Here is a 26,585-nt window from a genome sequence, read left to right on the forward strand (position 1 = left end):
GGGGGGGGCCGCGCCACGGCGCATGGTGGCGCTTCGCCGGGCTACTTCAGCTGGTCGGCCGTGTAGTAGCCGCTGTCAACCAGTTCCTTTGTGTAGTTCGCCTTGGTGACCACCACCGGCTGGAGCAGGAAGGTCGGGACCACCTTGACCTTGTTGTTGTAGCTGGTGGTGTCGTTGACCTCGGGGGTCTTGCCCTTGAGCAGGTCATCGGCCATGGTTACGGCCTGGTCGCCGAGCTTGCGGGTGTCCTTGTAAATCGTCGAGTACTGCTGGCCGGCGATGATGGACTTCACCGAAGCGGCCTCGGCGTCCTGTCCGGTGATGATGGGCAGTGCGTTGGAGGCGTAGCCGGAGGCCTGCAAGGCGGAGATGATGCCGATGGACAGGCCGTCATACGGGGACAGGATGCCGTCCACCTTCGTGCCGGAAGAGTAGGTGCTGGCAATGAGGTTTTGCATGCGCTTCTGGGCCGTGGCCGGGTCCCAGCGGAGCGTGGCGATCTGGGTGAATCCGGTCTGGCCGCTCTTGACCACCAGGGTGCCGTTGTCGAGGTACTTCTTCAGGGTCTTCATGGCGCCGTTGTAGAAGAAGGTGGCGTTGTTGTCGTCGGGGCTGCCGGCAAAGAGCTCAATGTTGAACGGGCCCTTCTTCCCGGTTTCCTTGCCTGCATCGTCGAGGATGCCCAGCCCGGTCAGCAGCGACGTGGCCTGCTCCACGCCCACCTTTTCATTGTCAAAGGTGGTGTAGTAGTCAACGTTCTTGTTGCCGTTGATGAGGCGGTCGTAGGCAATGACCTTGATGCCGGCCTTGGCTGCGTTGTCCAGCTGGTCGCTCAGTGCCGTACCGTCAATCGAGGCAATGATCAACACTTTCGCACCCTTGGTGATCATGTTGCTGACCTGCTGGACCTGCTGGGGGATCTTGTCGTCGGCATACTCGAGGTCTGTTTTGTAGCCCAGATTTTCCAGCGACGCCTTGATGGCGTCGCCGTCCTTGATCCACCGTTCCGAGGTCTTGGTGGGCATGGCGATGCCGATCAGGGCCCCGCTGGAATTGGCGGCGCCGGAGCCGGCGGCGGCTTCCCCGCCCCGGGTGCCGCAACCTGCCGTCCCCAAAGCAAGGCCCAGGGCTACGGCCCCAACGATCAAACTTTTGAATCTCATGGTTTGTTCCTTTGTGTCCCGAGGGCGTCAACACCAGGGGCCGGCGAAGGTGGCGGCCCCTGGCATGGATTCCAAGTAATTGTCGTGCCAGCAGCGCCAATAGATTGTTAGCGCTAACACGTGGGGTAAAGTGTAAGCCGCCTCACACGGGTCGTGTCAAGCCCGGGATGCGGCGGCTCGCTGGGATCCGCAGGGTTTTGGGGGTTGTTGACATTGTTAATTGTTAGCGTTCACAATTGAGACTGAAACCACACCATCCTGTTTCCGAGAGGCCTCCATGACTGAAATCCCACCGCCGCCGGTGCTGCCCCAACCGGAGGGCGCAGACAGCTACGTGGTTGGCGTTGACTATGGCACCCTGTCCGGACGGGCCGTGGTGGTCCGGGTGAGGGACGGCGCGGAACTGGGCAGTGGGACGTTTGACTACCCTCATGCCGTCCTGGCGGAGGCTCTCCCATGCGGCGTTCCGCTGGGCCTGGACTGGGCGTTGCAGGTGCCCAACGACTACCGCCTGGTGCTCCAACATGCAGTCCCAGCCGCCATCCGCGACGCGGGCATCGACCCGGCAACCGTCGTCGGGCTTGGCACCGACTTCACGGCCTGCACCATGGTCCCCACCCTGGCGGACGGAACCCCCCTGAACGAGGTGCCGGGCTTCGCAGAGCGTCCGCACGCCTATGTGAAACTGTGGCGCCACCACGCCGCGCAGCCCCAGGCGGAACGGATCAACACGCTGGCTGCCCAGCGCGGCGAGTCCTGGCTGCCGCGCTATGGCGGGCTGATCTCCTCAGAATGGGAGTTCGCCAAGGGCCTGCAGCTGCTGGAGGAGGACCCCGAAGTCTACGCGGCCATGGACCGCTGGGTTGAGGCTGCGGACTGGATTGTGTGGCAGCTGACCGGTTCCTATGTCCGTAACGCGTGCACCGCCGGCTACAAGGGCATTTACCAGGACGGCGCCTATCCCTCCGAGGACTTCCTTGCCGCGCTCAATCCCGCCTTCTCCAGCTTCGTCGCAGACAAGGTGGAGCACACGATCGGCCGGCTGGGGGACTCCGCCGGCACACTGACCGCCGAGGCTGCGGCCTGGACGGGGCTCCCGGAAGGCATCGCCGTGGCAGTGGGCAACGTGGACGCGCATGTCACCGCCCCCGCCGCCCGCGCCGTGGCCCCCGGCGCGATGACGGCCATCATGGGCACCTCCACCTGCCACGTCATGAACGGCACCGAACTTCGTGAGGTCCCCGGTATGTGCGGCGCGGTGGACGGCGGCATCATCGACGGGCTGTGGGGCTACGAAGCCGGCCAGTCCGGCGTGGGCGACATCTTCGGCTGGTTCGTGAAGAACGGTGTTCCCCCGCAGTACCACCACGACGCCGCGGCGCGCGGCCTCAGCGTGCACGAACACCTGACGGAGCTGGCTGCCGCACAAAAAATAGGCCAGCACGGGCTTATCGCCCTGGACTGGCACAGCGGAAACCGCTCCGTGCTGGTGGACCACGAACTGTCCGGGGTGGTGGTGGGGCAGACCCTGGCCACCAAGCCTGAAGACAGCTACCGCGCCCTGCTGGAAGCCACGGCCTTTGGCACCCGCACCATCATCGAGGCCTTCAAGGCCTCGGGTGTGCCAGTGAATGAATTCACGGCCGCCGGTGGGCTGCCCCGCAACCGGCTCCTGATGCAGATTTACGCGGACGTGACTGGCCTGCCCGTGCGCACCATCGGCTCCACGCAGGCCCCGGCGCTGGGATCGGCCATTCACGCCGCCGTTGCGGCCGGCGCCTATCCCGACGTCCGGGCGGCCTCCGGTGCCATGGGTGCCGCTCCGGCGGACATCTACCTGCCCATCGCGGGGAACGTGGCTGCCTACAACGAGCTCTTTGCCGAGTACACCGCGCTCCACGACTACTTTGGCCGGGGAGCCAATGGGGTCATGCACCGGCTCAAGGCCATTGCGCGTAGGGCTGCCGGGGAGGTGCCGGCATGAGTGCCGCAGTGACGGGTCAAACATCCCCGGCCCCCACCCCGACCGTGGCGGAGAAGGTGGCCGCCGTCCGCGCAGAGGTGTGCGCCCTGCATGCCGAGCTGACCAGGTACGCCCTGGTGGTGTGGACGGCCGGCAACGTTTCGGCCCGAGTCCCGGGGGAGGAGCTGATGGTCATCAAGCCGTCAGGCCTGGCCTACGCGGAGCTGACGCCGGAATCCATGGTGGTCACCGACCTTGACGGCACCCCGGCGGCAGGCGACTGGGACAACCCAGCCCTTGCACCGTCGTCGGACACGGCAGCGCACGCCTACGTCTACCGCCACATGCCGGAGGTCGGCGGGGTGGTGCACACGCACTCCACCTACGCCACGGCGTGGGCGGCGCGCGGGGAGGCGATCCCGTGCGTGCTGACCATGATGGGCGACGAATTTGGCGGCGACATTCCCGTGGGGCCCTTCGCGCTGATCGGGGACGACTCCATTGGGCGCGGCATTGTGGAAACCCTGCAGTCCTCGAAGTCGCCGGCCGTGCTCATGAAGAGCCACGGGCCGTTCACCATCGGGCGGGATGCGCGCGCGGCGGTCAAGGCCGCCGTCATGTGCGAGGAGGTGGCCAAGACCGTCCATGTTTCGCGCCAGCTGGGCCAGCCGCTGCCCCTTGACCCGGCGCTGATTGCCTCCCTGCACCACCGCTACCAGAACGTTTACGGCCAATAACCCCTAATTTTGAGGAAATCATGACGATCAATCCCGCCGCAGTGTCCCTTCAGCAGTACGAAGTATGGTTTTTGACCGGCAGCCAGCACCTGTACGGGGAGGAGGTGCTGGCCCAGGTGGCCGCGCAGTCCCGCGAAATTTCCAATGCGCTCAATGCCTCCGGCGCCCCCGTGAAGCTGGTTTGGAAGCCGGTCCTGACGGACTCCGACGCCATCCGCCGCACCGCCCTTGAGGCGAACGCCTCGGACCACGTGATTGGCGTGACAGCGTGGATGCACACCTTCTCCCCGGCCAAGATGTGGATCCAGGGGCTGGATGCGCTGCGCAAGCCCCTGCTGCACCTGCACACCCAGGCCAACGTGGAACTGCCGTGGGAAGACATTGACTTTGACTTCATGAACCTCAACCAGGCCGCCCACGGCGACCGCGAATTTGGCTACATCCAGGCCCGCCTGGGCGTCCCCCGGAAAACCGTGGTGGGGCACGTGTCCAACCCGGAGGTGCAGCGCCAGGTGGGCGTGTGGCAGCGTGCGGCAGCCGGCTGGGCGGCCGTCCGCGGGCTGAAGCTGACCCGCTTCGGCGACAACATGCGCAACGTGGCAGTCACGGAAGGGGACAAGACCGAGGCGGAGCTGCGCCTGGGCGTGTCCGTCAACACCTGGAGCGTCAACGAACTTGCAGACGCCGTCCACGCCTCCGCCGAGGCGGACGTTGACGCGCTGGTGGCCGAATACGCTGAACTCTACGACGTGGCCCCGGAGCTGCGCCGCGGAGGGGAGCGGCACGAGTCCCTGCGCTACGGGGCGAAGATCGAACTGGGCCTGCGCTCCTTCCTGGAGGCGAACGGCTCGGCTGCCTTTACGACGTCGTTCGAGGACCTGGGTGCCCTGCGCCAGCTACCGGGACTCGCCGTGCAGCGCCTCATGGCGGACGGCTACGGCTTTGGCGCCGAGGGCGACTGGAAGACGGCCATCCTGGTCCGGGCCGCCAAGGTCATGGGTGCCGGGCTGCCCGGCGGGGCCTCGCTCATGGAGGACTACACCTACAACCTGGTGCCGGGGCAGGAGACCATCCTCGGCGCGCACATGCTTGAAGTCTGCCCGTCGCTGACCACGTCCCGGCCCCGCCTGGAGATCCACCCGCTGGGCATTGGCGGCCGTGAAGACCCCGTCCGGCTGGTCTTTGACACGGACCCGGGCGCGGGCGTGGTGGTGGCCCTGTCCGACATGCGGGACCGCTTCCGCCTGGTGGCCAACGCCGTGGAGGTGGTCCCGCTGGAGCAGCCGCTGCCCAAGCTGCCCGTGGCCCGGGCCCTCTGGTCCCCCAAGCCGGACTTTGCCACGTCCGCCGCCGCCTGGCTGACGGCCGGCGCCGCCCACCACACGGTGCTGTCCACCCAGGTGGGTGTGGAGGCGTTTGAGGACTTCGCCGAAATGGCGCAAACTGAACTTCTGACCATTGACCAGGGCACCACCCTGCGCGACTTCAAGAAGGAGATCCGATGGAACCAGGCGTACTACAAGCTGGCCGGCGGACTGTGAACGGACCCGACTACCTCATCAAGGCCGGGGACTACACGGCCCGCATCGTGGCCCGGGGTGCCGCCCTGTGCGAACTCCAGCACCTGGGCCGCGACTTGGTGGTGCCGTTTTCCGCCGATGAGCCCATCCCCGACTACCGCGGCATCATCGCCGCGCCCTGGCCAAACCGGGTGGCGGACGGCGCCTACCGCTGGGACGGGGACGTCTACCACCTCCCCCTCAACGAGCGCGACCGCGGGACGGCCCTCCACGGGCTGGTGCTGGGCCTGGAGTGGGAGCTGGAAGCGCACGACGACGACCGGCTCACCTTGCGCTGTGCCCTGGAACCGTCGAAGGGGTATCCGTCCGCCCTGGAGGTCCGCGCGGACTACCGGCTGGACGAAAATGGGCTGCACTGCACCGTGACCGCCAGCAACGTTGGCACGGCCGCAGCCCCCTACGGCGTGTGCCCCCACCCCTACCTGGTGGCGGGAGAGGCGCCGCTGGACGAATGGACACTGTCAGTGCCGGCGTCGCACTTCCTGGCCGTAACGCCGGACCGCCTGCTGCCGCTGGGCCTGGAGGCGGTGGAGGGGCACGCCTTTGACTTCCGCACGCCCCGTGCCATCGGAACCACGCAAATTGACCATGCCTTCACCGGCCTTGGCCTGGACGTGGACGGCGTGCACCGGCTGCTCCTCTCCGACCCCTCCGGGACGTTCGTGGGAATGCAATGGGACGCCTCATGCCCCTGGCTCCAGCTCCACACGGCGGACAAGCCGGAAGGTGTGCCGGGCCGCCTGGGCCTGGCCGTGGAACCCATGACCTGCCCGCCGGATGCGTTCAATTCCGGCACCGACCTCATCCGGCTGGAACCCGGGGACAGCCACACGGCCGGCTGGAGCATTTTTGGCGGCTAGGGTCTTGTAGCATCAAAGCGGCGGGCGATTGTCCCGCCGCAACGATGAAACGAGGAACGCATGCGGGCTACGGTGAAGGACGTTGCAGCCCGCGCGGGGGTCTCGCCCAAAACCGTCTCCAATGTGGTGAACGGGCTGGTCCCCGTCAGTGAACGCACGCGCGCCAAGGTGGAGGCCGCCCTGGCGGAGCTGGACTACGTGCCCAATCTTTCCGCCAGGGGCCTGCGCAACGGCCGCACGGGCGTCATTGCGCTGGCACTGCCCGACCTGGCCACGCCGTATTCAGCCGAGTTGGCCCACCACGTTGTCGAGGTGGCCCACGAGCAGGGGTTCGGCGTCCAGATTGAGGAGACGGGCCGGGATCCGGGCCGGGAGTTTGAGCTGGTGACCAAGGCCCGGTCCAACCTGATCGACGGGTTGATCCTGAATCCCGTGGACCTGGATGAGAGCGCCATCAGGGTGGGCGGAAACCTGCCCCCGATGGTGCTGCTGGGAGAGGTGTCGCAGCGGCGCGTGGACCAGGTGGGCGTGGACAATGTTGGTGCCGCGCGGGAGATGACACTGGCACTGGCCGGCACGGGGAGGCGCCGGATCGCCGTGCTGGGCTGCGTTGACCGGCGCAGTTCCGCAACGGCACTGGTGCGCACCGAGGGCTACCGGCTGGCCCTCCAGGATGCCGGAATTCCCCACGACCCCGCGCTGGAAATTGCCTGCGACGAGTGGACGCCGGCAGGCAGTGCCGCCGCACTGGCGGACTTCCTGGCGCGGCATGAATTGCCGGACGCGCTCTTTTGCTTCACGGACTCGCTGGCCATTGGCGCCCTGAGCGTGCTGGCCGCTTCCGGGCACCGCGTGCCCGAAGAGATCCTGGTGGCCGGCTTTGACGACGTGGCGGACGGCCAGTATGCCGTCCCTGCGCTGACCACCATCTCCGTGGACAAGCGCGCCATGGCTGAAAACGCGCTGCGGTTGCTCACCGAACGCATGGCCGACCGGCGGAGGGAACCGGTCCAGCTGGCGCTGCCCTACAAGCTGGTGGTCCGTGCCAGCACAGGGGCCATTTCCGGGCCGGGGGCCTGACACCGGGCCGGGGGCCTGACACCGGGCCGGGGGCCTGACACCGGGCCGGGGGCCTGACACCGGGCCGGGGGCCGTGCGAAAGAAACATTGTGCGCGCTAACAAAAAAACTCTTGCGCCGCCTATTACAACGATGTAATCTGTGTTGCAGGTCACCAAACGTCCACCGGGGCGGCGGCATTTCGCCGCAGGCCGAGGTTGATGGACGGCACGGTTGCCGGATGGCACACAGGCCAGGGATTTACCTCAGACATCGAATGAACTGATTCGGCGCAAACAAAGGAGTGAGCGATGCACGGAGCGCGTGAAGCATCCGCAACCGGGCTGTCCAGGAGGACGCTGCTGCGCAGCGGCGGACTGGCACTGTCCGGGCTGGCGGCGGCCGGCATGCTGTCCGGCTGCGGCGGCACGGCCCAGGCAGCCGGGGCGGAGCAGCTGCGGTTCTGGCACCTGCTTTCAGGCGGTGACGGAATCAAGATGCAGGCCATGATCGACTCCGCCAACGCCTCGCAGCAGGCCTACAAGGTGCTGCCCACCGTACTGGCCTGGGGCGCCCCGTACTACACCAAGCTCGCGATGGCCTCCGCCGGCGGCAGGCCGCCGGAAGTTGCCATCATGCACGCGGCCCGCGTTCCCGGCTATGCCCCCGGCGGGCTCCTGGACCCCTGGGACCTGGACCTGCTGGCCACGCACGGGGTCACGAAGGACGATTTCGCACCGCGCATCTGGGAAAACAGCCAGCTGGACGGCAAGGTCTTCTCCATCGCCCTGGACTCCCACCCCTTCATCCTGATGTACAACACCGAGGTGGCCGGCAAGGCCGGCGTGCTGGGCGCCAACGGCCAGCTGGAGACCATCACCAGCGGGGACCGCTTCAAGGAAGCCGCCCTTGAGATGGCCAAGGTCACCGGCAAGCACGGCCTGTCCTACGGCTACCTCAGCGACGGGGCCCAGATGTGGCGCATGTTTTACACCTTTTACCGCCAGCACGGCGCCACCATGGAACTGCCGCAGGGGCAAAAGGCCAAGGTGGACAGGGACGTGGCCGTGGACGTGCTCGAATACATCCACTCCCTGCTGGACGGCAAGATTGCCACGGCCAGCGGCGACGGCGGCACGGCCATCGCAGAATTTGCCGGCCAGGGCTCGGGCATGCTGGCCAGCGGCGTGTGGGAACTGCCCACCATGCAAACCGCCAAGGTCCCCTTTGACGCCATGCCCATCCCCACCCTCTTCGGCACCCCCGCAGCCTACGCGGACTCGCACGCCTTCGTCCTCCCGCACCAGCAGAACCTGGATGAGCAGAAGCGGTCCGATGTTTACGCCTTCGTGGCCCAAATACTCAAGGGCTCGCTGAACTGGGCCAAGGCCGGACACATCCCCGCCTTCCAGCCCGTGGTGCGCTCGGAGGCCTACAAAAACCTGCTGCCCCAGGCCCATTACGCCGGTGCCGCGGACATCATCAACTACGATCCGCGGGCCTGGTTCACCGGCTCCGGCTCCGACTTCCAGTCCTACTTTGCCGAGAACATCCAAAACGTGTTCCTCGGGCGCACCCAGGCCAAGGACGGCTGGGACGCGTTTGTCCGCCGCCTGGACACCCTGCTGTCCAAGCCGAACCCGGTGTAGGCGGCGGGGATGGAATCACAATTCATGTTTGGGAGAGAAATTCTTGCGGCAAGGGAGCCACGGCAATGAGCACTACCATCGACAAGCGGCAGGCGGCCCCCGCGGCGCCCGCTGAAAACCGGCACGAGGCACGGAAGCGGCGCGACAGGATCCACGGCTGGTCCTTCATGGCGCCCTTCCTGGCGTTCTTTGGCCTGTTCCTCATCTGGCCCCTGATTTACGGGGTCGTCATGAGCTTCACGGGCAAGTCCCTGACAGGGGCCAACAGTTCCTTCCTGGGCCTGGCCAACTATGCCGAAGCCCTCGGGGACGCCGACATGTGGCATTCCCTCGGCAACACGCTGTACTTCACCGTCATCAGCACCGTGCCGCTGGTGCTGGTGGCCCTGCTGATGGCCGCACTGGTCAACATGGGCCTGCCCGCCCAATGGTTGTGGCGGCTGTCCTTCTTCGCCCCGTTCCTGCTCGCCTCGACCGTGGTGTCCCTGTTCTTTGTCTGGATGTTCAACCCGCAGCTGGGCCTCATCAACGACGTCCTCGGGAAGGTGGGCCTGGCCCCGGTTGACTGGCTCAACAACCCCGACGTGGCCATGTGGTCGATCGTCATCGCCACCCTGTGGTGGACTGTGGGCTTCAACTTCCTGCTGTACCTGGCGGCGATGCAAAACATCCCGACGGCGCACTATGAGGCGGCGCAGCTGGACGGCGCCGGAGGGTGGCGACAGTTCTTCTCCATCACGCTGCCGCAGCTGAACCAGACCACCATCATGATCGTGATCCTGCAGGTCCTGGCCTCGCTGAAAATCTTCGACCAGGTGTACCAAATGACCGGGGGAGGCCCCGGCGGGGCAACCCGGACCATTGTGCAGTACATCTTCGAGGCCGGCTTCACCGGCTACCGGCTGGGCTATTCGGCAGCCATCTCCTACATCTTCTTTGGCCTGATCGTGGTTGTCTCGATCGCCCAATTCGCCGTCACCCGCAAGAGGAGCGCATAGCCATGGCCACCACCCTCACCGCACCCGCCCGCACCAGCCGCCGGACCGCCGTCGAGCCTTCCAGGAAACGGCGCAAGCCGCTTTCCCCGGCACGCATCATTGCCACCGTGATTGTCGCCGTCCTGGCGGTGACCTGGCTGGTGCCCTTCGCCTGGGCCACCGTCACCGCCTTCAAGAGCGAGACGGAGGCCGCGGCGGCGCCCATCACGCTGGTGCCAAAGTCAGGGTTCACCTTCGATGCCTTCGCCAAGGTGCTCCAGCAGGGAAACATTCCGCAGTGGACATGGAACTCCCTGTTCACCTCCGCGGCTGTCACGGCCGTCACGCTGGTGATTTCCGCGCTGGCCGCCTACGCGCTGTCCCGGATCGACTTTAAGGGCCGCAAGGTGCTCATGACTGTCATCGTGGCATCGCTGATTGTGCCGCCGCCCGTGCTGATCATCCCGCTGTTCTACCAGATGGTTTCCTTCCACATGATTGACACGTACTGGGGGATCATCCTGCCGCAGGTCATTGCGCCGGCCATGGTGTTTGTGCTCAAGAAGTTCTTTGACCAGATCCCCCGCGAGCTTGAGGACGCCGCCCTGGTGGACGGCGCCGGGCGGATCCGCATCTTCCTGCAGGTGGTGCTGCCGCTGTCCCGGCCCATCCTGGCAGCCGTGGCCATCTTCGTGTTCATTGGCGCCTGGAACAACTTCCTCTGGCCGTTCATCGTCACCAATGACAGCGCCATGCTGACCCTGCCCGTGGGCCTGCAGACCATCAAGAGCGCCTACGGAATCCAGTACGCGCAAAACATGGCCTCAGCCCTGCTGGCCGCGCTGCCGCTGATCCTGGTGTTCCTGTTCTTCCAGCGCCAGATCATCAAGGGCATTTCCACCACCGGCCTGGCCGGGACCTGAATTTCACCCCACCTTTTTCGAATCGCACATACCCACTAGGAGAACCAGCCACATGTCACGCGCACGGATCAGCATTGACCGCGACTTCACCGTTTCCGAGGTTCCGCACCGCCTCTTCGGATCCTTTGTGGAACATATGGGCCGGTGCGTATATACCGGCATTTACGAGCCCGGCCATGCCCGGGCGGATGCGCAGGGCTTCCGCGAGGACGTCCTGGCCCTGACCCGCGAACTGGGCGCCACCGTGATCCGCTACCCGGGCGGCAACTTTGTCTCCGGCTACAACTGGGAGGACGGGATCGGCCCCGTGGCGGAGCGCCCCCGCCGACTGGACGGCGCCTGGCACACCCTGGAGACCAACGCGTTTGGGCTCCACGAATTCGTTGACTGGTCCAGGAAGGCCGGCACCGAGATCATGGAGGCCATCAACTTGGGCACCCGCGGCGTGGAGGCGGCCCGCGAGATTGTGGAGTACGCCAACCACCCCGGCGGCACCTATTGGTCCGAGCTCCGTGCAAAGAACGGCCACCGGGACCCCTTCGACATCAAGCTGTGGTGCCTGGGCAATGAGATGGACGGCCCGTGGCAGATTGGCCACAAGACGGCGCAGGAATACGGCCGGCTGGCCCAGGAGGCAGGGAAGGCCATGCGGCTGGTGGACCCGGACATTGAGCTGGTGGCCTGCGGCAGCTCCGGCTCCGGCATGCCCACCTTCGGCGCCTGGGAGCAGACAGTGCTCACCCATGCCTACAGCGAGGTGGACTACGTCTCCCTGCACGCCTACTACCAGGAGCACGACGGCGACGCCGCCAGTTTCCTGGCCAGCGCCGTGGACATGGACTACTTCATCGACGCCGTGGTGGCCACGGCGGACTCCGTGCGTGCCAAGGGCAAGCACAAAAAGCACATCAACCTGTCCTTTGACGAATGGAACGTCTGGTACCAGCGCGGGCTGGACTCCGAGGACCAGCCGGACCAGGTCAACGCCTCCGGCTGGCGCGAGCACCCCCGCGTCATCGAGGACAAGTACAACGTCACGGACGCCGTGGTGGTGGGCACCCTGCTGAACTCGCTGCTGCGCCACGGCGACCGGGTCAAGATCGCCAACCAGGCCCAGCTGGTCAACGTCATTGCCCCGATCCTGGCGGAACCCAACGGACCGGCCTGGCGCCAGACCATCTTCCACCCCTTCGCCCGGATGGCGGAACTGGCCAAGGGGCAGGTGCTGCGCACGAACGTGGTTTCGGACAAGGTGGAAACCACCCAGTTCGGCGGGGCGGACCTGGTGGATGTCAGCGCCACCTGGAACGAGGAGACAGGCCGCCTTGCCCTGTTCCTCGCCAACCGGGGCCTGGACGAGGCCGCCGAGGTGGACGTGGCGCTGCGCGGCTTTGACGCCAAGCGGGTGCTGCGCGCCGAAGTCCTGAAGGTGCCCGAAGGCGGGGACCGCTTCACCAAGAACACGCTGGCGGCGCAGGACCAGGTGGGGATGGTGCCCCTGGACGGCGTCACGGCCGCCGGGGACCAGCTGAAGGTGGCGCTGCCCGCGCTGTCCTGGTCCGTCGTCGAACTTGAGGTGGCGAAAAACTAGCGCCCGCGGGCGTCCTGGGCCGTGCTAGCTGCGGCGGTCCAGGACGCCGATCGTGGCGCCCTTGGAGTCGGTGATGGTCATCTTGTTGCCGTCGATCTTGGCGCCGGCCGCGCCGCTGAGCCAGGTGTCGATGCCGTCGCAGGACGTCTTGGTGTTTGCCTGGTGCTGGAGCTGGACCGTGTTGGGGTTGGCGTCCTGCACGGCCCACTGGCCCACGATGCGGTTGCAGCCGTCGCTGCCGGAGAGGTAGCCGGCCGAAACGCCGCCCGTCTGCTGCGCCACGGCGAGCTGCAGGTACGGCTGCTTGTCGGTGTTGTAGCCGTTGCCCCAGGTGCCGACCGGGCCGGTTGAGGCACCGCAGGCGGACATGGTGAAGGCGAGGGCAAGGCCGCCGGCAAGGGCGAGGACGCGTTTCATGAAGAGGTTGCTCCGTTCGTGGGGCTCAGCAGTTCCGTTTCCCCCATGGTATTGCATGCACCTTGGTTGCCGCCCCGTCCCTTGCGCCGGGCAGGGTCAGGCGGGCACCAGTGGGGAGGTGGGCACGGCCGCCGTCAGGACGCCGTCGCGCATGGTCGCGACGCCGTCGGTGAGCGGCACGAATTCCGTGTCGTGGGTGACCATCACGGTGGCGACCTGGAATTCGTCCGTCACCTGGCGCAGCAGGCGCACGATCGATTCGCTGCGCTCGTGGTCCAGCGCCGCCGTGGGCTCGTCCACCAGCAGCACCTTGGGCGAGCCCATCAGGGCCCGGGCAATGTTGACGCGCTGGCGCTGGCCGCCGGAGAGCTGGTGCGGGCGCTTGCCGGCGCAATCGGCCAGCCCGACGACGTCCAGCAGCTCCGCGGCCCGGCCCGCCGCCGCGCGCAGGGACTTCCCGCGCAGGTGGTCGCCGATGATGAGCTGTTCGGCAGCCGTCAGGGAGGCGAGCAGGTTGGGCTGCTGGAAGATGATGCCCACTTTGTCCCGGCGCAGCGTGGTGAGTTCCTTGGCGGACAAGGAGTGGGCGTCGGTGCCGTCAATGACCACCAGGCCCGACGTCGGCGTGACCAGGGTGGCGGCCACGGCCAGCAGGCTGGACTTGCCGGAGCCGGACGGGCCCACCAGGGAGACAAACTCGCCGGCGTCCACGGACAGGCTGACGCTGTCGAGGGCGGTGACGGTGCCGTCGCCGTCGGGGTAGTCAAGGGTGACGTTGGAAAGGTTCAGGGCAGACATGGGGATTCCTTAGTGTTGGGAGGTGCAGAGGACGGCGCAGGCCGGGGGCCGGGGCGGGCCGGGGTGCGGGGGGTTGGTCAGTTGCCGCCGAGGGCGATGAGCGCGTCAACGCGGGTTACCTTGCGGACGGCGAGGGCGGCGCCTGCCAGGCCCAGGGCCACGATGCCGACCACGGGCAGGATGGTGGTGGCCGGGGTGACCAGGAACGGCGCGGCCTTTGCGGCGAAGAAGCCGCCCGCCACGCCGACCAGCCCGCCCAGGGCGGCGCCGGCCAGCAGCACGATGGCCGCCTGGGTCAGCGCATCCTTGAGCAGGTACTTGCCGGAGGCGCCCATGGCCTTGAGCACGGCAATGTCCCGGGTGCGCTGGACGGTCCACACGGTCAGGAACGCCACGATCACCAGTGCGGAGATGCCGTACAGGAACGCCTGCATCATCATCAGCGATCCGTTTTCGCTCTTGTACCCGCCCAGGCCCGCGTAGGACCCGCTGCGGGTGGTGCTGACCGTGCCGGCCGCGGTGTTGGCGGAGCCAGTGTCAACCGTGGCGCCGTCGCGGTAGGTCACGGCCGCCACGGTGGCCACCTGCTTTGGGTCGCTGAGGTGGGCCAGCTTGGTCCAGGTGGGCAGGGTGGTCCACACCACGGAGGTGTGCGAGTACCACTGGTCCGCCACCACGGCGGAGATCTTCAGCGTGGTCCCGCCGAGGGTGACGGATTCCCCAACGGACAGGGAAAGTTCCTTTGCCACCCCGGAGCCGATCACCACTGTCCCGTCGGTGACGGCCGACGGCGTGATCCCGGCTTCGGCACCGCCTGCACCGACACCGAACACGGCCACATTGGTGGTCCCCTTGGTGGCGCCGGCACCCTGGAAGCGGGTCTGGCTGATGCCCAGCGGCACGGCGGAGGCGACGCCGGGCTGGCCGGCCCAGGCGGACACCTGGGCCTGCGTGAGCTGGCTTTCGGTGAAGGAGACCTTGGGGTCGTTTGCCCCGGGGGCCCCAAACACCAGCTGGCTGACCGGGGCGTTGGCGCTCTTGCCCAGCTCGGCAATGGCGGAGGTGGACTGGTTGCCCAGCCCGGCGGTGAGGCCGGAGAGCAGCACCAGCAGGAGGCTGATCAATGCCACCACCCCGCCCATGAGGGCGAAGCGCCCCTTGGCGAAGCGGATGTCTCGGATGGCGAGGAACATGGTGTTCACGTATCTTTCTTGTGGTTCGAAACTGTTGGGTTTTCCCTTGGTATCCACTCTTCCGCGGTCCGGGCCAGGATCCATCGGGGCCTTGGATGGTTCCGGAAGGCCCGCCGGTTGATCCTGCCCTCAACCAAATGGTTGATACGCCCCGGGCCGGCACCGCCTAAGCTGGTGGCATGTCTGCCGTGGATGCCCCGCCTGTGACGAGTGACGCCATCCTGCGATTCCTGCGCGTAACGCTGCACGTGGGGTTTGCCCTGTTGCTGGCCGTGGCCGCCACGCGCCTGCTGACAGTCCACTTTGACCGCCCCGAACGGTACATATACCTGGGGCTGTCCGTGGTGCTCGCTGCCGTGTACCTGCTGGGGACCGTGGCGGAAAAGCGGTTCTCCGCCGGTGCCACGGACCGCAACCCGCGCCGCTGGGCCTACCTGTGGCTGGGCATTGTCACGGCCCTGTGGGCCGTGCTGCTGGTCGGCTCCGTCGAGTTTTCCTGGGTTGTCTTTCCGCTGTTCTTCCTGCACCTGCACCTGCTGCCCCGGTGGGCCGGGATTGCGGCCGTGGTGGTCATGACGGCGGGTGTCGTCACGGCGCAGTGGCTGGCCGGCGGCACCCCGGCACCGCAGCTTGCCGCCGTTCTGGGCCCCGTGTTTGGCGCCACCTTTGCCGTGGTCACCTCCAAGGCCTACCGGCTGCTGTACCAGGAGGGCGAAAACCAGCGCCGGGCTGCGGACGAGCTTCGCCGCACCCGTGCCGAACTGGCCGCCACCCAGCATGAATCCGGAGTCCTGGCGGAGCGGGCCCGGCTGGCCCGGGAAATCCACGACACCCTGGCCCAGGGCTTTTCCTCCATCATCCTGGTCTCCCGTGCAGCGGGCCGCTCGCTGGAGTCCGGGGACCTGGAATCCACGCGGGAGAGCATCGCGATGGTGGCGGCCACGGCGTCGGAAAACCTGTCCGAGGCCCGCAACTTTGTGCGCGGGCTCTCCTCCCCGGCACTGGAGGGGACCTCGCTGGTGGAGTCGCTGGCCCGGCTCTGCGAAAAGACGCAGCTGGAGGCTGCCGCCCGCGGGGTCAACCTCAACTGCACCTTCCGGGTGGACGGGGACCCTGTGGACCTGCCGCAGCCCTACCGGGTCACCTTGCTCCGCGCCGCCCAGGCGAGCCTCGCCAACGTCTGGCTGCACGCGCGCGCAGGCACCGCCGTCGTCAGCCTGGCGTACCTGGACACGGAGGTGACCCTGGACGTGTACGACGACGGCCGCGGCTTTGCGCCGTCATCGCTGGCTGCCGCCGCGGCCGGGCGGGCGGACGGGAGCGGGTTTGGGCTGGTGTCGCTGCGGCAGCGCGTGGCGGCGCAAAGCGGGACCTTGGAGATAGAGTCGGCACCGGGTGAGGGAACCGTGGTGGCCATCCGGCTGCCGCTGGCCGCGGGAGTGCAGGAAGAGGGCGGGCATGACGGAAATTAGGATTTTGCTGGTTGATGACCACCCTGTGGTGCGGGCCGGGCTGCGGGCCATGCTTTCGGACTTTGAGGGGTTCATTGTGGTGGCGGAGGCGCCCGAGGGCGGTGCCGCCGTCAGGGAAGTGCAGCGACTGCAGACCCTGGGCGAGCCGCTGGATGTGGTGCTCATGGACCTGCAGATGGGCGCCGGCATGGACGGGGTCACGGCCACGAAGGCCATCAAGGCGCTGCCTTCCGCCCCGCCGGTGCTGATCCTGACCACTTACGACACGGACGCGGACATTCTGGCGGCCGTGGAGGCGGGGGCCAGCGGCTACATGCTCAAGGACGCCCCGCCGGAGCAAATCCGGGCGGCCGTGCAGTCCGCCGCGGCCGGCCAGACGGCGCTTGCGCCCGAGGTGGCGGCCCGGCTGCTGGGGCGCATCCGCAATCCCGAGCCCGTCCTTTCGGCCCGCGAGGTGCAATTGCTGGAGCTGCTGGCCACGGGGATGAGCAACAAGGCCATGTCCAAGCAGCTGTTCATTTCCGAGGCCACGGTCAAGACGCACCTGGTGCACATTTACGACAAGCTCGGCGTGGACAACCGCACGGCCGCCATTTCCGTGGCGTCGCAGCGGCGCATCATCCGCACAGGAGCCTAGCCCCACCCCTTCCGACGCTCCATCACTTTATGCGGGTTTTTCCCCGACGCGGCATCACTTTATGCCGGTTTTTGCCCGATGCTCCATCACCTTTGGGACGCAGGGTTCCCGGTGCGGCATGGCTGGCACCCAGTGTTGAAAATCGGCCCGGCTGAAACGGTGCCGCAGGCCGGACGATCGGCGTATGCTCGGCCATACCGGATGCAATGAAGCAGGGGTAGTCTCAGTGTCATTTTCGCAGGGCGGGCGGCGCACTTACCAGCTGGGCATGGCGGCCGTCTGCACTGTGCTGGCCGCCGGAGGGTTCGTGGCCGCGGGCTATGCCGACAACTCGGTCGCCGATGCAGCGGCCGCCGCGTCGGCTCTGGCGCCGGCCGGTGTCGCCGTCGAATTCACTGACCCTGGACCGGCCCCAGGATCACCCATCCTTTCCCCGGACCCGCACATCAGCCTGACCTTTGCCAGAACGCTGATCCAGGCACAAAAGCCGAAGCCGGCGCTGATCCTTGACCTGTCCAAAACGAACCACGGGTGGACAGGCTCGGCCGGCACCGTGCTTGCCGGCATGCCGGAATATTCGCCGGGCATGATTTCCACGGTTCGGCGGGAGATCCTGCAGGCGGCGTACACGGGGCTGGGCCACAGTTATGTGTGGGGCGGCACCAGCTTTGACCAAGGCTGGGACTGTTCCGGATTCGTCCAGTGGGCCTACGCCCAGGCCGGCATCGCACTGCCGCGCACAGAACAATGGCTGCCCATGGTGGAAACCAACAATCCGCAGCCGGGGGACATTGTGGTCCAAAACCCCGACGGACCCAACCATTGGTCGCATATCGGAATTTACGTTGGCCACGGCGAGATGATCAGCGCGCTGAACCCGTCCGTGGGCACCATCTTGCACACGCCGCAGTCCAGCAGCTCATCGTCGACGTACTTCACCATGCCGGGGTTTGCCGTCCTCGACCAGCAGGCTGCCGCCGCAGCCAAGGCGTCCGCGGCGGCGAAGGCTGAGGCCCTCAAGGCGGCCGGGGCAGGCTCGCCAACGGCTGTCACCACCAGGCCAAGCACGACGGCGAAGCCCGCACCCAGCCATTCGCCTTCGCCTACTCCTCAGCCCTCACCGTCGCCCTCGGCGTCGCCGTCCCCGACTCCAACACCCTCACCGAACCGCCCGCCGCCGCCGTCGCAGTCGGCAACGCCCTCGCCCTCGCCCTCGCCGACACCGACACCCGGCACTGAACCCGCTCCGCCTGAGGCGACTGCTCCGGCCACGCCGCCGCCCGAAACGCCAGCTCCGGCTGAAACGGCCACGCAAACGCCAACCGCTGCAGAGACGGCAGCCCCTGCAGCCACGCCAACGCCCGCGGCGACGGAAGCCGCAACCGAATCCCCAACGGCCACCGGGACGGCCCTGCCCTGACAGGCCTGCGATCGGCCGCGGCCGCGGCCGGTGCCGGGGCGTCGCCGGAACTGACCGTGTAACTATGCCGACGGCACCAGGCCCCCACCACATCGCTGCGGCGCAACAGCCACGCCACCGCCGCCAACCCGGAAATACACCACGAATGCCGAGGGCCTGGGCGTGCATGCCCCCTCAAACGATACGTACTGCCTGGGCGGACACCACGGCCCGCGCGGTCACCGTCACGGCCACGGACTCCGGCCCCGGTATTGCCGTGGTGGAATACTCCACCGACAGCGGCGACACCTGGCAGGCCTATGCGGCACCCGTCAAAGCCGGGAACGACGGCGTGTCCGTCGCCTGCTGCGCCGAGATAGCGGGTCCGTGCCGAGACCGTATGAAAACCTCATGCGGTCTCGGCGCGCTCCCGCTGTCTCGGCGTGAGTGTGAACGTGGCGGGCCCTCCCGCATGGGGCGTTCTGCCCATCGGCATCGGGGGGTGCGCTGGTTATGCTGCGGATGTCAAAGGGGGACATATGACTCATGGGCATCTTGGCGCCGACCCGGAACAGGCACCTGCCTTACGGTTCCCGGGCCATCCCGCCGTGGCCTTGACATTTCTTCTTTCCCTGCTGGTGATGCTGTTCGCCGCCGGCTGCGCCATGGGCCCAAAGCCCGAAAGCCCTGCCCTGGACCTGCACACCGCCAAGAGCACCACGATGGCCAACGAACGGGACATGATTGCCGTCATCCCCGCGGGCGACATTGTTGAAACAAAACAAAACCAAGTCTCCAATTTGCTTGGCTGCAGCGGCGGCAGACACTTGTGGACGGGGCAAATCAACGTGTTCCTCGCACCCGGTGCCGACGGGCCCGGATATGTCCAAAAGATCAAGGCAGCGTGGATGGGCAGGACGCCATTCGGCCGCCGCCGAGATAGCGGGTCCGCGCCGAGACCGTATGGAATGTCCTGCGGATCTCGGCGCGCTCCCGCTGTCTCGGCGTAGTTGTAAAAATTGGCGGCCCCCGGGGATGGGAGGATTAAGCAGTGGGACACATTGACGTTGCAAACATTGACTACTTTCTCTCCGACGGCCGCCAGCTGCTGAACGGGGTGAACTTTCGCGTCTCCGACGGCACCAAGACGGCCCTGATCGGCCCCAACGGCACCGGAAAGACCACGCTGCTGCGCATCATCTGCCAGGACATCAAGGCCGACGAAGGCGCGGTTTCACGCTCCGGCAGCATGGGAGTCATGCGCCAGTTCGTGGGCCAGGTCCGCGACGAAAGCACCGTGCGGGACCTGCTGCTCTCCGTGGCGTCGGCCAACATTGCCGCCGCGGGCAAGGCTGTGGATGCGGCAGAGGAAGCCATGCTGGAGCGCGACGACGAACCCTCCCAAATGGCCTACGCACAGGCCATTGCCGACTGGGGCGACGTGGGCGGCTACGAAATGGAGACCACCTGGGACGAGGTCACCATGGCGGCCATGGGCATGGACTTCTACTCCGCGCAGTACCGCAAGGCGGCGTCGCTAAGCGGCGGCGAGCAGAAGCGGCTTGTCCTCGAGGCGCTGTTTTCCGGCCCGGACGAGTTGCTGCTGCTCGATGAGCCGGACAACTACCTGGACGTGCCCGGCAAGCGCTGGCTTGAGGCAAAGATGGCGGAGTCGGACAAGTCGGTGCTGTTTGTCAGCCACGACCGCGAACTGCTGGCGAACGCGGCGGACAGGATTGTCACCCTGGAACCGGGCATCAACGGCGCCTCCAGCTGGACGCACGGCGGCGGATTTGAGTCGTACGTGAAGGCGCGCGAAGACCGCAACGCCCGATTTGAGGAACTGCGCAAGCGGTGGGACGAGGAGCACGTCAAGCTCAAGGAACTCGTCACCATGTACAAGACCAAGGCGGCGTTCCGCTCCGACATGGCGAACCGCTACCAGGCCGCACAATCACGGCTGGCTCAATTCCTCGAGAAAGGTCCGCCGGAGGCGCTGCCCATTGAGCAAAACGTCAAGATGCGGCTCAAGGGCGGGCGGACCGCCAAGCGCGCCATCGTCGCCACGAAGCTGGAGCTGACGGGGCTGATGAAGCCGTTCAGTGCGGAGATCTGGTTCGGCGACCGCGTGGGCGTGCTGGGCTCCAACGGATCCGGCAAGAGCCACTTCCTCCGTCTCCTGGCCGCGGGCGGTTCGGATCCGGACAAGGAACACGAGCCCGTGTCCGACGTCGACATAGCTCCCGTGCCGCACGAAGGGTCAGTGAAGCTGGGCGCCCGCATCCGGCCCGGCTTCTTTGCCCAAACGCATGCCCGTCCGGACCTTTTGACCCGCACCCTGTTGGACATCCTGCACCGCGGCGACGAGCACCGTTCGGGGCTGGGCCGCGAGGCAGCCGCCGGGGCGCTGGACCGCTACGGCCTGGCTTCCAGCTCCGAGCAAAAGTACGATTCCCTCTCCGGCGGCCAGCAGGCCCGCTTCCAGATTTTGCTGCTGGAGCTTTCCGGCGCCACGCTGCTGCTGCTGGACGAGCCCACCGACAACCTGGACCTGCACTCGGCCGAGGCACTGGAGAAGGCCATCGACTCCTTCGAGGGGACAGTCCTGGCCGTCACCCACGACCGCTGGTTCGCCCGCTCCTTTGACCGCTTCCTGGTGTTTGGATCCGACGGCAAGGTGTACGAGTCCGAAGCGCCTGTCTGGGACGAAAAACGCGTGGAGCGGGCGCGGTAGGCCCTGGCGGCTGGCATTACCGGACGGCGGAATTCCCCCGGCATTTCGCAATGACGGCCAGCACGGCCACCGTCACGGCAAGCAGCACCAGGGTGTTGGCCGCGGCGTCGAACAGCGCCCCGCGGTCCACCAGCGCGAAAACGGTCACGGGCAGGGTGCGCCAACTGGCCGGGTACACCATGACGGTGGCGCCCAGTTCGCCCATGCACAGCGCCACGGCCAGCCCGGCGGCCGCCGCGATGGCCGGCAGCAGCAGCGGCAGCCGGACGGTCAGGAGCACACGCAGCTGCGACGCCCCCAGGCTCGCCGCGGCCAGGGCCACCATGGGGTCCTGGCCCCGGGCGGCCGCAGACACCGTGCTGTAGGCAAACGCCAGCACCAGCATGGATTGGGCCACCACCACTATGGCCACGGTCCCGTTCAGCAGCAGGGGCGGCTTGCTGAAGGCGGTCAGCAGTCCCAGGCCGACGACGACGGACGGCACGGCCGCGGGCAGGTGGAAGACGGCGTCGGCCAGCCTGGCCAGCCCCGGCGAGGCAGCTGCCGAGGCCGAGCACACGGCCGCCCACGTGCCCAGGAGAACGGCCAGCAGGCTCGCGAATACGGCAGTTTGCAGGCTGACCACCAGGGAGGAAAAATTGTCCGCGGCCAGTGCGCCCGCCACGTGGCGCAGCGTGGGCGCCGCGGGCAGCACCCCGTTCCAGCTCCCTGCGAAGGCCGCCATGAACGTCACCAGCAAAGGCGCGGCCACCAGCAGCAGCAAGGCGGCGGCCAGCAGGGTCCAGGTGGCAAGGCGGGCGGATTTAGCGTGGAGCAGCATGGTTCGCTCCCGAAAGTTTTTTGTACGTCCAGCGGTACAGGCAGTACACGCCCAGTGAGAGCGCCACCTGGATGCAGGCAATGACGGCGGCTGAGGGCATGTCAAAGGTGACAATGCTGCGCGTGTAAATGAGCATGGGCAGCGTCATGACATTCTTGGCGCCGGTGAACAAGATGATGCCGAACTCGTTCATCGTCAGCAGGAACGTCAGCCCGGCCGACGCCGCCAGCGCGGGCAGGCCGGCGGGCAGGATCACGGTCCGGACTATGGCGAGCGGCCCGCTGCCGAGGCTCCCTGCCACATCCAGCAGTTCGCGAGGGAGCTGGGAAAACACGGCGAGCAGGGGCCGCACCACAAACGGGGTGTAAAAAGCCACCTCCGCCAGCACCACACCGGGCACGTCATTGACGAAGTTCAGGGCCGGCAGCCCGGGCGCCAACTGGCCCAGCACGGAGTTGACCACGCCGGTGCGCCCGTACAGGATGCTGAAGGCCAGCGGAATCAGGAAGGACGGGAACGAAACCACGGTCTCAATGAGCCGCGTCACCAGCCCCGCCCCGCGGAAGGGCACAAAGGACAGCGCCAGGGCGATGAACGTGCCCAGGAGCAGTGCCCCCAGTGTGGACAGCGCCGCAATTTTCAGCGTGGCGGCGGTGGCCTTCTGCACGGCCGCGGAACTGAGTTCATACTGCCAGTTCGCCAGCCCCACGCCGGCGCCGTACTTGTCCTGGAACGACTGCGCGCCAATTTGCGCCAGCGGGTAGGCGAAGAACACCGCCACAAACAGCAGCGGTACCGCCAGCCACAGCCAGCTGCGCCAGCTGCCAGGGATGTGTGGAAAGCTCGACGCCGGACCCGCCTTGGGTGCCCCCGTCACCCGGGCGGATCCCACCCCGGCGGATCCCACCAGGGCGGGTGTCACCCGGGGGCCGGCCGCGGTGCGCATCACAGCTCCCCGGCCGGGACCAGCACGGCGTGCTGGGGCTCCACCGTCAGGACCACCAGGTCCCCGGGGGCGGGAACGGCAGACATGGCGGGCAGGTCCACGGTGACGCGTTCGGACAGCCCGATCAGGTCCACCTGCAGCCGGTGGCCGGCGCCGCGCCACTGCACGGATTCCACCCGGCCGGGCAGGCTGTTGACGGTGTAGCCGTCCCCGGCCCCGTCCCCGGCCCAGCCGGCGGCAGCAGCCGGGGACCCCGCCGCGAGCTTCCACGCGTGCGGCCGCACGGCCACCAGGACGCGGCCGCCCGGGTTCACGGCAAAGGGTGCCACGGCCTTCATGCGGTGGGCCCCGGCCAGCACCGAACCCATTGCGCCGCCGTCGGGCACCACGGTGGTGGAGATGGCCGGCAACAGTGAGGCGCCGCCCAGGAACTTGGCCGTGAATGCGCCGGCGGGCCGGCTGTACAGCTGTTCGGCCGTGCCAATTTCCTCGAGGCGGGCGTTGCGCATCACCGCGATCCTGTCCGCCAGGGTCAGGGCCTCGGACTGGTCGTGCGTGACGTAGACCATGGCAATGTCCGGCAGCTCGGCGCGCAGGGCCTGCAGTTCCAGGAGCATTTCGGCCCGCAGCGACGCGTCCAGGGCGGACAGCGGCTCGTCCAGCAGCAGCACCTGAGGCCGGATGGCCAGGGCGCGGGCAATCGCCACGCGCTGCTGCTGCCCGCCGGAAAGCTGGCGGGGGAGCTTGTGGGCGTGGCCTTCCATGCCCACCATCTCCAGCATCGCCTTCACGCGGGCGGCAATTTCCGCCTTGGGCATGCGACGCGCCTTGAGCCCATAGGCCACATTGGCGTCCACGCGCATATGCGGAAACAGCGCGTACTGCTGCACCACCACGCCGATCCCCCGCCGGGCCGGAGAGGCGTCCGTGACGTCCACGCCGTCCAGCAGCACCCGCCCCGAGGACGGCCGTTCAAAGCCGGCAATCGCCTTCAGCGCAGTCGATTTCCCGGACCCGGAGGGCCCCAGCAGCGCCACCGTTTCCCCGCGCGCCACCGCCAGGCTGAGCCCCGAAAGGGCCACCGTGGTGCCATAGCTGACGCTGACATCGCGCAGTTCCACGGCGTTTTCAGGCTCGACGGCGGCCGCGGGCGTTGGGTGCCCGGCCGCCGGTGCGGCGCGGCGGGACTTCTTCATGGTGGACAACATGGTGCTCCTGGTTGGCGGGTTGCTACTGGCCGGTGGCGGAGTTGTAGGCCTTGACGTCGGCGTCGAGCCCGGCCAGCACCTCGGTCCAGTTCGGCGTCCAGACGGTGACACCGGCCATCGTCTTCTGCAGGGCCGCGAAGTTGGCATCCGTGGGAGTGACGTCGGAGCGCACGGGCAGGCCGAGTGCGGAACTGGAGATGGTTTCCTGGACCGGCTTCGTGAGCAGGTAGTCCATCAGCTTGGCGGCGCTGGCCTCGTGGGGGGCCTTGGCGGCCAGCCCCATGACGTAGGGGAGGGGCAGCGTGACCCGGGAGCCGTCGTCGTTCTTGGGGAAGAAGACCTCAAAGGCGGACTTGTCGGCCTGGATGGAGGACAGTGCCATCTGGACGTCGCTGTTGGCGACGGTGAGCTCGCCCTTGGACACCTTCGGGCCGAGCTTGCCGGTGGAGGCACTGGGGCCCACATTGTTCTTCTGCAAATCCTTCAGGTAGGACAGCGCGCCGTCCTTGCCCTTCAAGTGCTGGAGCAGCAGGAGCACGGCGGTGCCGTCGCCGGCCTGGCCGGGGGTGGAGTACTGGATCTTGCCCTGGTACTTCGGATCCAGCAGCTGCGCCCAGGAGTCGGGCTTGTCCGTGGCGGCGGTGTTGCGGATCATCGAGAGGTAATTGTTCACCACGGAGACGTACATGCCGTCCGCGGACTTGGAGGCGGCCGGGACCGCGCTGGTGTCTGCGGAGTTCTTTTGCAGCAGGCCGGACTTTTCAGCCAGCTGGATGAAGGGCGGCAGGGTGATGAGCAGGTCCGCCTGGGGGTTCGACTTTTCCTTCTCGGCGCGGGAGACCACTTCGCCCGAACCTGCCTCGACCACGTTGACCTTGATGCCCGTGTCCTTGGTGAAGCCGGCAAAGGTCTTCGTGTACCAGTCGCCCAGGCCGTCGGCGCTGTAAATGGTCACGGACTTGCTGTCCGCGGGGGCGGCCGTGCTGCCGGTAGCGGTGCCGCCGCAGCCGGCCAGGAGGATGGCGCCGGCCGTGGCTGCGGCGATGACGGAGGGAATGCGGAAGGGCTTTTTCATGGGGTGTCCTTAGCGGGTGGTGGCGAGCGTGGATTCGAGTTGGTCAAAGGTCTTGCGGGCCAGGCCAAAGGAAATGGTCATGCCGATCCCGGACGTGACGGACACGGCCGTGACGTGGGGGGCGGGGCGCTCCACCAGGAAGCTTTGCAGCGGGCTGGAGGCGTACACGCCCTGCCAGCGCTGGAGCACCTGGAAGTTGCCCCTGCCCAGCAGGTGGGCCGCCGCGGTGAGCAGCGTGTCGGTGGTCTGTTCGGACAGGAAAGGGTCCGTGGTGGCCTCGGTGCGGTGGCTGTCGCCAATGATCAGCGTGCCGTCGGGGCGCTGGGTCAGCATCACGTTGGCGTCGATCGCCAGCAGTTCCGGGTTCCGGGCGGCCAGTTCCCTTTTGAGCTCGCGCGCCGCCGTGGTTTCGGCGAAGGCGGGGTAGCGCAGCATGGACGTTCCGGTGAGCACGGCCCTGGTGATGTTCAGGCCCGACGGCGGCCGGACCAGCGCCATTTGCAACGCGCAGCGGTCCACTTGGCGTTCCTCGGCCAGTTCCGGGTGGACCCTGTCCAGGTCGTGGCCCACGCAGACAATGACTTTTCCGGCACGGATGGGGCCGCGGGAGGTGTGCACCGTGACCGCCCCGCCGGAGGAGGCGCCGGCGTCGTTCCCTGCGCCCGCCCCTGCGCCCGGCCCTGCGCCCGTCCCGGCGTCGTGCCCTGCGCCCGTCCCGGCGTCGTGCCCTGTGCCCGGCCCTGCGCCGAAGTAGGAGGTGCGCCAGAGGAAGCGCACGCGCGGCTGGCGGCCCAGCCAGGCAGCCAGCTTGGCCACGGCCTCCCGCGGGTCTACTCGGATGTCATCGCGCAGCACGGCGCCGCCCAGGATTTCGGCGCCGCCGTGGCCGGAGAGTTCCGCCCGGACGGCCGCCGGGCCGATCAGGCTTACTTCGCCTCCCCGGGTGGCAGCCAGTTCCTCGAGGACGGCCACTTCCTGGCTGTTGCGGGCCACGGCCACGGCCCCGGATTCCACGGAGAAGAAGCCGGCCAGTTCGCTGTGGCGCAGCCAGCCCTCGCGGGCAGTGCGTGCCAGCTCCAGCAGCTCGCCCGTCTGGGCGGTGACGCAGCAGTGCCCAAAATTGCGGATGGAGGCTCCCACGGCGCGCGAATCCCGTTCCACGATGCACACGGCCAGGCCCCTCGCCACAGCCTCGGCGGCGTGGGCCAGGCCGGTGATCCCGGCGCCCACAATCACCACGTCGGTGCTGTGAATGGGTGAAGTTGCTTTGTTCATGGCAACGACATTGCCGGTCCGGGGGCAGTCGAATCAAGCCAGAACGGCACATGTATGGACAAGTTCCCGAACGGTTCATTTAGGGCCCCGAACGTTTACCAATTGTTCGC

23 protein-coding genes are annotated in these 26,585 nt (G+C 67.4%); 14 read left to right on the forward strand and 9 right to left on the reverse strand.

All coding sequences use genetic code 11. The annotated features are described in order from the left end of the window. Positions 1–41 precede the first annotated feature (41 nt). A complete protein-coding gene (gene chvE / locus G6N77_RS15620; protein WP_205678333.1) occupies positions 42–1,163 on the reverse strand; it encodes a multiple monosaccharide ABC transporter substrate-binding protein in 1,122 nt (373 codons plus the stop codon). Positions 1,164–1,440: 277 nt separating this feature from the next. Here chvE and araB point away from each other — a divergent pair, with 277 nt between their 5' ends. The 9 genes from araB to arfA all read left to right on the forward strand — a co-directional run bounded on the left by araB (position 1,441) and on the right by arfA (position 12,501). After that, complete coding sequence (gene araB / locus G6N77_RS15625) at positions 1,441–3,147, forward strand: ribulokinase (RefSeq protein ID WP_165183099.1); 1,707 nt, start codon at positions 1,441–1,443, stop codon at positions 3,145–3,147. After that, complete coding sequence (locus tag G6N77_RS15630; RefSeq protein ID WP_165183100.1) at positions 3,144–3,863, forward strand: L-ribulose-5-phosphate 4-epimerase; 720 nt, start codon at positions 3,144–3,146, stop codon at positions 3,861–3,863. The genes araB and G6N77_RS15630 overlap by 4 nt, the downstream gene beginning before the upstream one ends. 20 nt (positions 3,864–3,883) lie before the next feature. Beyond that, positions 3,884–5,404, forward strand: coding sequence for an L-arabinose isomerase (araA, locus tag G6N77_RS15635; RefSeq protein ID WP_165183101.1), 1,521 nt, complete (start codon positions 3,884–3,886; stop codon positions 5,402–5,404). Then, positions 5,401–6,303 (forward strand): aldose 1-epimerase family protein, encoded by a 903-nt coding sequence (locus tag G6N77_RS15640; RefSeq protein ID WP_306987204.1) that lies wholly within the window; start codon positions 5,401–5,403, stop codon positions 6,301–6,303. Before araA ends, G6N77_RS15640 begins: the two co-directional genes overlap by 4 nt. 60 nt (positions 6,304–6,363) lie before the next feature. Further along, positions 6,364–7,383, forward strand: a complete 1,020-nt coding sequence (locus G6N77_RS15645) for a LacI family DNA-binding transcriptional regulator (protein ID WP_165183103.1) — start codon at positions 6,364–6,366, stop codon at positions 7,381–7,383. A 289-nt stretch (positions 7,384–7,672) separates the two neighbouring features. Then, positions 7,673–9,010: an extracellular solute-binding protein gene (locus tag G6N77_RS15650; protein WP_165183104.1), complete on the forward strand. Its 1,338-nt coding sequence runs from the start codon at positions 7,673–7,675 to the stop codon at positions 9,008–9,010. 65 nt (positions 9,011–9,075) lie between these two features. Continuing rightward, entirely contained in the window at positions 9,076–10,008 is a 933-nt protein-coding gene (locus G6N77_RS15655) for a carbohydrate ABC transporter permease (protein ID WP_165183105.1), read from the forward strand. Positions 10,009–10,010: 2 nt separating this feature from the next. Continuing rightward, the gene (locus tag G6N77_RS15660; RefSeq protein WP_165183106.1) at positions 10,011–10,910 is read left to right on the forward strand and encodes a carbohydrate ABC transporter permease; all 900 of its coding nucleotides are present in this window, start codon (positions 10,011–10,013) and stop codon (positions 10,908–10,910) included. Positions 10,911–10,962: 52 nt separating this feature from the next. Continuing rightward, on the forward strand, positions 10,963–12,501 hold the full coding sequence (arfA, locus tag G6N77_RS15665) for an arabinosylfuranosidase ArfA (protein WP_165183107.1): 1,539 nt from the start codon (positions 10,963–10,965) through the stop codon (positions 12,499–12,501). A gap of 24 nt (positions 12,502–12,525) precedes the next feature. Here arfA and G6N77_RS15670 read toward each other — a convergent pair whose 3' ends face one another. The 3 genes from G6N77_RS15670 to G6N77_RS15680 form a co-directional block, all read right to left on the reverse strand. Further along, positions 12,526–12,918 carry an META domain-containing protein gene (locus G6N77_RS15670; protein ID WP_165183108.1) on the reverse strand — a complete coding sequence of 131 codons (393 nt, stop codon included), beginning with the start codon at positions 12,916–12,918 and terminating at the stop codon, positions 12,526–12,528. A gap of 96 nt (positions 12,919–13,014) precedes the next feature. Then, on the reverse strand, positions 13,015–13,716 hold the full coding sequence (locus tag G6N77_RS15675) for an ABC transporter ATP-binding protein (protein ID WP_165183109.1): 702 nt from the start codon (positions 13,714–13,716) through the stop codon (positions 13,015–13,017). A gap of 77 nt (positions 13,717–13,793) precedes the next feature. Beyond that, on the reverse strand, positions 13,794–14,909 hold the full coding sequence (locus G6N77_RS15680; RefSeq protein WP_165183139.1) for an ABC transporter permease: 1,116 nt from the start codon (positions 14,907–14,909) through the stop codon (positions 13,794–13,796). Positions 14,910–15,088: 179 nt separating this feature from the next. On the opposite strand from G6N77_RS15680, the gene G6N77_RS15685 reads away from it, so the two are divergent. The 5 genes from G6N77_RS15685 (at position 15,089) to G6N77_RS15705 (ending at position 21,151) form a co-directional block, all read left to right on the forward strand. Further along, the gene (locus G6N77_RS15685) at positions 15,089–16,381 is read left to right on the forward strand and encodes a sensor histidine kinase (protein ID WP_165183110.1); all 1,293 of its coding nucleotides are present in this window, start codon (positions 15,089–15,091) and stop codon (positions 16,379–16,381) included. Further along, positions 16,368–17,018, forward strand: a complete 651-nt coding sequence (locus tag G6N77_RS15690; protein ID WP_165183111.1) for a response regulator — start codon at positions 16,368–16,370, stop codon at positions 17,016–17,018. The genes G6N77_RS15685 and G6N77_RS15690 overlap by 14 nt, the downstream gene beginning before the upstream one ends. A 226-nt stretch (positions 17,019–17,244) precedes the next feature. Further along, positions 17,245–18,438, forward strand: a complete 1,194-nt coding sequence (locus G6N77_RS19670) for a C40 family peptidase (RefSeq protein ID WP_306987203.1) — start codon at positions 17,245–17,247, stop codon at positions 18,436–18,438. A gap of 518 nt (positions 18,439–18,956) precedes the next feature. Then, positions 18,957–19,427: a hypothetical protein gene (locus tag G6N77_RS15700; RefSeq protein ID WP_165183112.1), complete on the forward strand. Its 471-nt coding sequence runs from the start codon at positions 18,957–18,959 to the stop codon at positions 19,425–19,427. 41 nt (positions 19,428–19,468) lie between these two features. Continuing rightward, positions 19,469–21,151 (forward strand): ABC-F family ATP-binding cassette domain-containing protein, encoded by a 1,683-nt coding sequence (locus G6N77_RS15705; RefSeq protein WP_165183113.1) that lies wholly within the window; start codon positions 19,469–19,471, stop codon positions 21,149–21,151. A 16-nt stretch (positions 21,152–21,167) separates the two neighbouring features. Here the strand turns inward: G6N77_RS15705 and G6N77_RS15710 are convergent, their stop codons facing one another. Genes G6N77_RS15710 through G6N77_RS15730 form a run of 5 tightly spaced genes read right to left on the reverse strand, consistent with a single transcriptional unit; the run spans position 21,168 to position 26,475 of the window. Then, positions 21,168–21,971 carry an ABC transporter permease subunit gene (locus G6N77_RS15710; protein WP_165183114.1) on the reverse strand — a complete coding sequence of 268 codons (804 nt, stop codon included), beginning with the start codon at positions 21,969–21,971 and terminating at the stop codon, positions 21,168–21,170. Beyond that, entirely contained in the window at positions 21,955–22,917 is a 963-nt protein-coding gene (locus tag G6N77_RS15715) for a 2-aminoethylphosphonate ABC transporter permease subunit (RefSeq protein WP_165183115.1), read from the reverse strand. Before G6N77_RS15715 ends, G6N77_RS15710 begins: the two co-directional genes overlap by 17 nt. Beyond that, a complete protein-coding gene (locus G6N77_RS15720) occupies positions 22,917–24,125 on the reverse strand; it encodes an ABC transporter ATP-binding protein (protein ID WP_205678334.1) in 1,209 nt (402 codons plus the stop codon). Before G6N77_RS15720 ends, G6N77_RS15715 begins: the two co-directional genes overlap by 1 nt. 22 nt (positions 24,126–24,147) lie before the next feature. Next, complete coding sequence (locus tag G6N77_RS15725; RefSeq protein WP_165183116.1) at positions 24,148–25,200, reverse strand: 2-aminoethylphosphonate ABC transporter substrate-binding protein; 1,053 nt, start codon at positions 25,198–25,200, stop codon at positions 24,148–24,150. A 9-nt stretch (positions 25,201–25,209) separates the two neighbouring features. Beyond that, positions 25,210–26,475 (reverse strand): FAD-dependent oxidoreductase, encoded by a 1,266-nt coding sequence (locus G6N77_RS15730; protein WP_165183117.1) that lies wholly within the window; start codon positions 26,473–26,475, stop codon positions 25,210–25,212. Positions 26,476–26,585: the final 110 nt, after the last annotated feature.

It is taken from the genome of Arthrobacter silviterrae (assembly GCF_011045165.1).
GTDB lineage: Bacteria > Actinomycetota > Actinomycetes > Actinomycetales > Micrococcaceae > Specibacter > Specibacter silviterrae.